Raw genomic sequence first — 7,116 nt, 5'->3', positions numbered from 1 at the left:
AAGACCCGATAAGTCCGACGCGCTCGCAGCCACCCCAACCACCCCCGGAACCCACTGCCAACCAGCCTACGCCCACGACAAAAGCAACGGCATTGGCCCTAGCGGCGCGACGAAGCCCCCGGCTCCCTCCCGGAACACGGGGGCTTCGTCGAGTCTGAGGCCCGGTTCTGCGTTTTCGCAGGTCAGGCCGCTACCTCCATTAGGAAAAATATTCCACCTGCTCTTGACGCACTGAACACGTCGTCGCTCCGGCCGACATAGGTGATGTAGCCGTCGGAGTCGAGCGCGCCGATGTCGCCGGTGCGGTAGTAGCCGCCCGCCATCGCCTCCGCCGTACGGTCGGGGTCGCCGTGGTAGCCGGTCATCAGACCCACGGGGTGCTCGGACAGATCCAGGGCGATCTCACCCTCCGCCGCGCCGGGCACGCCCGACACCGGGTCGAGCAGTTCGACGCGGAAGCCGGGGCTGGGCCGGCCCATGGAGCCGGTCTTGAGCCGCTGGCCGGGGCTGTTGGACACCTGGACGGCGGTCTCCGTCTGCCCGAAGCCGTCCCGGATGGTGACGCCCCAGGAGCGCCGGACCTGCTCGATGACCTCGGGGTTCAGCGGCTCGCCCGCGGCGACGACCTCGCGCGGCGGGGTGCCCAGCCGGCTCAGATCGGCCTGGATGAGCATGCGCCACACGGTGGGCGGGGCGCAGAAGGTGGTGACGCCGGCCCGGTCCATCTCCTCCATCAGGCGGCTCGCGTCGAAGCGCGTGTAGTTGTACAGGAAGACGGTCGCCTCCGCGTTCCACGGCGCGAAGAGATTCGACCAGGCGTGCTTGGCCCAGCCGGGCGAGGAGATGTTCAGATGGACGTCTCCGGGCTCGAGGCCGATCCAGTACATGGTGGCCAGGTGGCCGATCGGGTACGAGACGTGGGTGTGTTCCACCAGTTTGGGCCGGGCGGTGGTGCCCGAGGTGAAGTAGAGCATCAGCGGATCGTCGGCGTGGGTGGGGCCGTCCGGCTCGAAGGCCGCATCGGCGGCGGCCGTCTCCTCGTACGCCTGCCAGCCGGGCCGGGTGCCGCCGACCGCGATACGGGTGTAGCGGCCGGGCACCTCGTCGAACTTCGCGGTGTCCTCGGCCCGGACGACGACGTGCCGCACCTGGCCGCGCTCGACCCGGTCGACCAGGTCGGCGGCGCCGAGCAGCGGGGTGGCCGGGATGACGACGGCGCGCAGTTTCATCGCGGCGAGGGCCGTCTCCCACAACTCGACCTGGTTGCCGAGCATGACGAGGATGCGGTCCTCGGCGCGTACGCCCTGGGCGCGCAGCCAGTTGGCCACCCGGTCGGAGCGCTCGGACATCGCGGCGAACGAGACCTCGACGCGATCGCCGTGCTCCTCGACGATGTGCAGGGCGGTGCGGTCGTTGTCCCGCGCGATGACGTCGAACCAGTCGAGCGCCCAGTTGAAGTGTTCCGGGCGGGGCCAGCTGAAGCCCTCATAGGCCTTGGTGTAGTCCGCGCGGTGCTCCAGCAGGAAGTCCCGCGCGGCGCGGAACTCGTCCGTCGCACCCGTCGTCGCCGTCATGTGTCCTCCTCGTTGCCGGACCGCCGCCTACCATCGTGTATTCCGTGATGCAGGTCTCACCACCCCCGAACGGGGGGTGCGCCGCGATGAAGGGGCGAGCAGGTGGCAGCAGACACAGCCGAGGCAGTGGAGATGCGGGGCGCGCTGGTGCGGCTGCGACGCGCGACGGGGCTGCCGGTCGCGTTCGGCGGCCTGGTCGACTCCGGCGGCCGGCTGGTGCGCATCAGCGAACTGAGCGGTACGGCGACGCCCGCGCTGAGCTCGCTGGCCGTCTCCTCCGGGAACGGCCTGGGCGGCAAGGCGGTGGCCCTCGCCCGGCCGTGCACGGTGAGCGACTACTCGGCCTCGCGGCAGATCAGCCACGAGTACGACGTGGCGGTGGCGACGGAGGGGCTCCGTTCCGTCCTCGCGGTTCCGGTCGTCGTACGACGCCGGGTGCGCGGTGTGCTGTACGGCGCCCTGCGGACGGCCCAGCCCCTGGGCGACCGCACGCTGGGTGCGGCCGTCGCGGCGGCCCGGGACGTGGAGCAGGCGCTCGTCGTACGGGACGAGGTGCGCGTGCTCCTCGCCCTCGCCCATGAGCCCGGCCCGGAGGCGGGAGGCGCGGCGTGGGAGGGGGTGCGCGAGGCGCACGGGGCGCTGCGGGCGCTGGCCCCACGGATCGCCGACCCCGCGCTGCGGGCCGAACTCCTCTCCGTGTGCGGCTGGTTGGCCGACGCGGCGGCACCGTCCGCGGGGACCGCGCACGAGGTCGGACTCGCTCCCCGCGAGGTGGACGTCCTCGCCTGTGTCGCGGCGGGCGCGACCAACGCGGACGCCGCCGAGCGGCTCGGGCTCCGTCCGGAGACCGTGAAGGGGTATCTGCGCTCGGCGATGCGCAGGCTCGGCGCGCACACCCGTCTGGAGGCGGTCGTCGCCGCGCGCCGGGCCGGTCTGCTGCCGTAACGGAGCACCCCTCCTGGCGCTCCCCATTCAATCCGCCGGGCCTTGAAATGAGTTATGCGCAGCCGCTGTTATTTCCCTCACCACCCCGACTGTCCGAAATTCAAAGAGACATTGCCTAACATTGGCCCGGACACGACACACGAGGGGAGCGGTGACCGTGCGAGGGGACTTCAAGGAACCTGCGAGATCCCGCCCCGACCTGGTCATCGGCCGGGAGGAACTCTTCGCGGGGGCACGCGAGCAGCTCTCCGACGGTGGCAGTGTGCTCGTGCACGGTCCGGCGGGAATTGGAAAGTCGACCGTCCTGCGGGCGTTGGCCGCGGAATGCGCCCAATCGGCACGGACCGTCTTGCGCTGCTCGGCCACCGAGTCCGAATCCCATCTCCCCTTCCTCGCGCTGGCCGACCTCCTCGGTCTGGTCGTCGACGAGATCGCCGACCGGCTGCCCGCCCCGCAGCGCACCGCCCTGGAGTCGGCGCTCACCGGCCGCGGCGAATCCACCCTCCAGCGCGACGGGCTGGCGCTGCGGCTGGCGGTGCTGTCCGCGTTCCGTGCCCTGGCCGCCCAGGGGCCGGTGCTGATCGTCGCCGACGACCTGCAGTGGCTCGACCCGGCCAGCGCCGAACTGCTCGGCTTCGCCGCCCGCAGGCTCGGTGGCACCCCGGTCCGCATGCTGTGCGCCGTCCGCACGGACACCGAGCCGGGGACACAGGACCACGATCGCTATCTACGCGCGTCCCCGCCGGAGACCCTGGCCCTGCGGGTCGCCCCGCTGGCCCGCGCCCAGGTGGCCGAACTCCTGGGCCAGCGCGGCTACACCGGCCTGCCCCGCTCCACCGTGCGCGACATCCACCGCACCAGCGGCGGCAACCCGCTCTTCGCCCTGGAGCTGGGCCGCGCCCTCGCCGAGTCCCCGACCCCGCCGAGCCCGGGCGAGCCGCTGCCCGTGCCGACGTCGCTGCGCGCGCTCGTCCTCAGCCGCCTGGACATGCTGTCCGCCGAGGCCCGCCGCACCCTGCTGGTGGTGAGCGCGGGAGCCCGACCGACCCTGGCCCTGCTGCACGCCGCGGGGCGGGAGAACGCCGAGGCGGACACGGCCTCGGCCGCCGCCCTCGGCCTTCTCGCCACCGAGCGTGAGACGCCCGGCATCCGGTTCGCGCACCCCCTCGTCTCGGCCGCCCTGTACGCGGAGGCCGACGCCCAGGAGCGGCGCGCCGCACACGCCGCCCTGTCCCTTGCGGCCTCCGACCCCATCGAGAGGGCCCGGCACCTCGCCCTCGCCACCACCGGAACGGACCCCGCGGTCGCCGCCCGGCTCGGCGAGGCCGCGGCCGCCGCCCGCGACCGCGGGGCGCCCTCCGTCGCCGTCGGGCTCGGGCTGCTCGCCGCCCGGCACACACCGGCCGACACCCGGCCGGGCGCGGACGAACGGCGCCTGCAGGCGGCCGAGGACGCGCTGACGGCCGGGGAGACGGATCTCGCGCGGGACATCGCGCGGCAGGTGCTGTCCCGGGCCACCGCACCCGCCGACCGGGTCCGGGCCTGGATGGTCGTCGTCGACGCCGCCGGACAGGCCATGGCCGAGATCGACGCCGTCTTCCCGCAGGCGCTCGCGGACGCGGGCGACGACCCCGGGCTGCTCGCCCTCGTCCGCTACCAACTCGCCTGGCGGGCCCTGCTCATGGACGGCGAGATGGCCAAGGCCCGTGAGGAGGCCGCCCGGGCCGCGCGGCTCGCGGCCCGCGCCGGGGACCGGCGCACCGAACTTCTCGCGCTGGGCTTCCAGGCGCAGATGGAGACCCTGATGGGGCATCCGGACGCGCCGTCGACCATCCAGCGGGCGATGCGCGAGCCGCAGGATCCCCGGGTCGCCTGCGATCACAACGGCGCAGGTGCCGCCCGCTTCCGCTGGCTGATCATGGGCGACCGGCTGGCCGAGGCCCGTACGGCCATCACCGCGCTGCTGCGCGAGGTGCAGCGGCGCGGCATGGTCGAGAGCGAACTGCACTTCCTGCGCGGCCTCGCCGAGACCGAACTGCGCTCCGGTCACTGCGGCCGCGCCCTCGACCTGGCCCGGGAGAGCCTGCGGCTGGCCCGCGACACCGGCATCGGCGAGGCGGCCACCGCCATGTTCACCTCGCTCGCCGAGGCGGCGGGCGGCGACGTGGACCGGGCGCTCGCCCTCGCCCACGAGGCCGTGGACCGCGCCGAGGAGGACGGAGACCTGGTCTATCTCTCGCGCGCCCTGGGCGCCCTCGGACACGCCCAGCTGGTCGCCGGGGACGCGCCGGCCGCGGTCCACTCCCTGCGCCGGGTCAGGGAGTTGGAGGAGGGACTCGGTGTGGTCGACCCCGCCCGCGGCCGCTGGCACGGGGACCTCGCCGAGGCACTGGTCAGGATCGGCGAGATCGTGGAGGCGCAGGACGTCATCGACGTGACCCGCCGACGCGCCCTGCGGCTGGAACGCGAGAGCGTCCTCGCGGTGCTCGACCGCGCCGAAGCCCTGGTCCGCGCCGCGTGCGGCGAACAGGGCTCCGCAGAACGTCAGTTGGCGTCCGCGCAGGACCGTCTCGCCAAGCTGGGCTACGGCCTGGAAGAGGCTCGCGCCGCCTACGCCCTCGCCGGTCTGCGCACCCTCCCCCAAGCTCTCGGCTTCGCTCGGGCAGGGGGGACCCCCGTGCCGGGACCCACCTCCTACGACGAGGCGGCCCGGCTCTTCCGGCGCTGCCGTGCGCTGCCCTGGCTCCGTCAGGTCGAGACGGCGTCCACAGCCCCTCCGGCCGCGCCGCCCCTCGCCTCCGCCGCCCTCGACACCCTCGCCGCGACCGAGCGCCAGGTCGCCGCCCTGGTCATGGAGGGCGCCACCAACCGCGAGATCGCCGCGCGCCTGTTCATCAGCGTCAAGACCGTGGAGGCCACCCTCACCCGGGTGTACCGGAAGCTGGGGATACGGTCGCGGGTGGACATCGTGCGGCTGGCGGCGGAACGCAGGCCCGACTGAGCACCTTCCCGACCGACGACCGGGAACGGCGCGGCGCGTGAGGCTCCGGGGCGGGGCGGCTCGAGGCCGGTCAGGTTCCGGAGCGGGGCAGCCCTGAGCCAGTCAGGTTCCGGAGCGGGGCAGCCCTGAGCCAGTCAGGTTCCGGAGCGGGGCAGCGCTGAGCCGGTCGGGCTCCGCAGTGCGCCAGTCGGAGCCGGGGAGACTCGGCGGCGGGTCGTCGCGGAGCCGGAAGACCCCAGAGCGGGTCGGCGCGGAGCCCGAAGGCCCCAGAGCGGGTCGGCGCGGAGCGGGCCGGGCTCCCGGGCGGGTCGGCGCGGAGCCGGCTGGGCTCCGGGGCGGGTCGGCGCGGAGCCGGTCGGGCTCCCGGGAGATGCCTCGCGTAGTCGGTCGGGCTGCGGAGTAGGCCAGTCGGAGTCGGTGAGGGTTCGGCGCGGGGCGGCTCGCTTCGGCTGAATGGACGTCAGCGGGCGTGGCGCCCGGCCCGGGACCAACCGGGCGGCGCCCGTGTCAAACACGGCTCGCCCCGGGCAAGGGTTTTCCCTCCCCCACGCCCACTAGGGGGTTCCCTCATTGGTGAGAGCGGTCTCACGCCCTAGCGTGTGGTCGTGCCGCTCGCTCGGGCACACGGCGCCCCACCCATAGGCGTCGTGCCTCACCCCCCCACACCCGCGCGTCCCCCCACCGGCAACCTCCAAGGAGACCCATGCTCGGGCTCAACCGCGCCAAGAAGACCGCCGCCGTCTGCGCGGCGACCGCTGCCGCCGCCGCGACCGCACTGCTCGGCGCCCCCTCCGCCGCAGCCGCGCCCCAGCCGATCGTCGGCGGCACGACGACCACGACGACCGCGTACCCGTTCATGATGCAGATCACCGACGCCTCGCAGAACCAGTTCTGCGGAGGCACCCTGGTCGCCGCCAACAAGGTCGTGACCGCCGCCCACTGCATGGTCGGCGAGACCACCAGCAGCGTTCGCGTCGTGGGCGGAAGAACGTACCTCAACGGCACGAACGGCACTGTCAGCAAGGTCAGCAAGATCTGGATCAACCCCGGCTACACGGACGCCACCAACGGCGACGACGTGGCCGTGCTGACCCTGTCGACGTCGATGTCGTACACGACGGCGAAGTACGTCTCCTCCTCGGACACCGGTGTGTACGCGACAGGCGCCACAGCACGCATCATCGGCTGGGGCACCACTTCGGAGAACGGCAGCTCCTCCAACCAGCTGCGCACCGCGACCGTCCCGATCGTGTCCGACTCCAGCTGCGCGAGCTCGTACGGCTCCGACTTCGTGGCCACCGACATGGTCTGCGCCGGCTACACCTCCGGCGGCGTCGACACCTGCCAGGGCGACAGCGGCGGCCCGCTCCTCATCGGCGGGGTGCTGGCCGGCATCACGTCCTGGGGCGAGGGCTGCGCGGAGGCCGGCTACCCGGGTGTGTACACCCGCCTGACGACGTTCTCCAGCCTTGTGACCACGCAGGTCAACTCGTAGTCACCGAAGATCTCCTGAGTACCCCTCAGGTAAATACCGGGGGGCGTTGCGGGCCTCCACGCCGGAACGCAGCCACCCTCGGCTTCATCGGTGCCCACAGT

The 7,116-nt window shown here is 73.3% G+C and carries 3 protein-coding genes and 1 pseudogene; 3 read left to right on the top strand and 1 reads right to left on the bottom strand.

All coding sequences use genetic code 11. From position 1 onward, the window contains the following. Window positions 1-224: 224 nt before the first annotated feature. Window positions 225-1,574: pseudogene (locus tag ACWD68_RS41210) on the bottom strand (AMP-binding protein); the annotation flags it as partial. A gap of 132 nt (window positions 1,575-1,706) precedes the next feature. Between ACWD68_RS41210 and ACWD68_RS41205 the strand changes: the two are divergent. From ACWD68_RS41205 to ACWD68_RS41195, 3 genes are all read left to right on the top strand, one after another. Beyond that, complete coding sequence (locus ACWD68_RS41205) at window positions 1,707-2,519, top strand: response regulator transcription factor (protein WP_451811606.1); 813 nt, start codon at window positions 1,707-1,709, stop codon at window positions 2,517-2,519. 151 nt (window positions 2,520-2,670) lie between these two features. Then, complete coding sequence (locus ACWD68_RS41200) at window positions 2,671-5,520, top strand: ATP-binding protein (protein WP_451811605.1); 2,850 nt, start codon at window positions 2,671-2,673, stop codon at window positions 5,518-5,520. A 703-nt stretch (window positions 5,521-6,223) separates the two neighbouring features. Then, complete coding sequence (locus ACWD68_RS41195) at window positions 6,224-7,015, top strand: S1 family peptidase (protein ID WP_451811604.1); 792 nt, start codon at window positions 6,224-6,226, stop codon at window positions 7,013-7,015. Window positions 7,016-7,116 lie beyond the last annotated feature (101 nt).

The sequence above is a fragment of the Streptomyces sp. NPDC005141 genome (assembly GCF_053599975.1).
The sequence above is the reverse complement of the archived record's forward strand: the minus strand, read 5'-3'. Positions and strand labels throughout refer to the sequence as shown.

Excerpts from the sequence above, each read along its gene's own strand:
- ACWD68_RS41195 (WP_451811604.1), top strand. The coding sequence starts at position 6,224 with ATGCTCGGGCTCAACCGCGCCAAGAAGACCGCCGCCGTCTGCGCGGCG.
- ACWD68_RS41205 (WP_451811606.1), top strand. The coding sequence starts at position 1,707 with ATGCGGGGCGCGCTGGTGCGGCTGCGACGCGCGACGGGGCTGCCGGTC.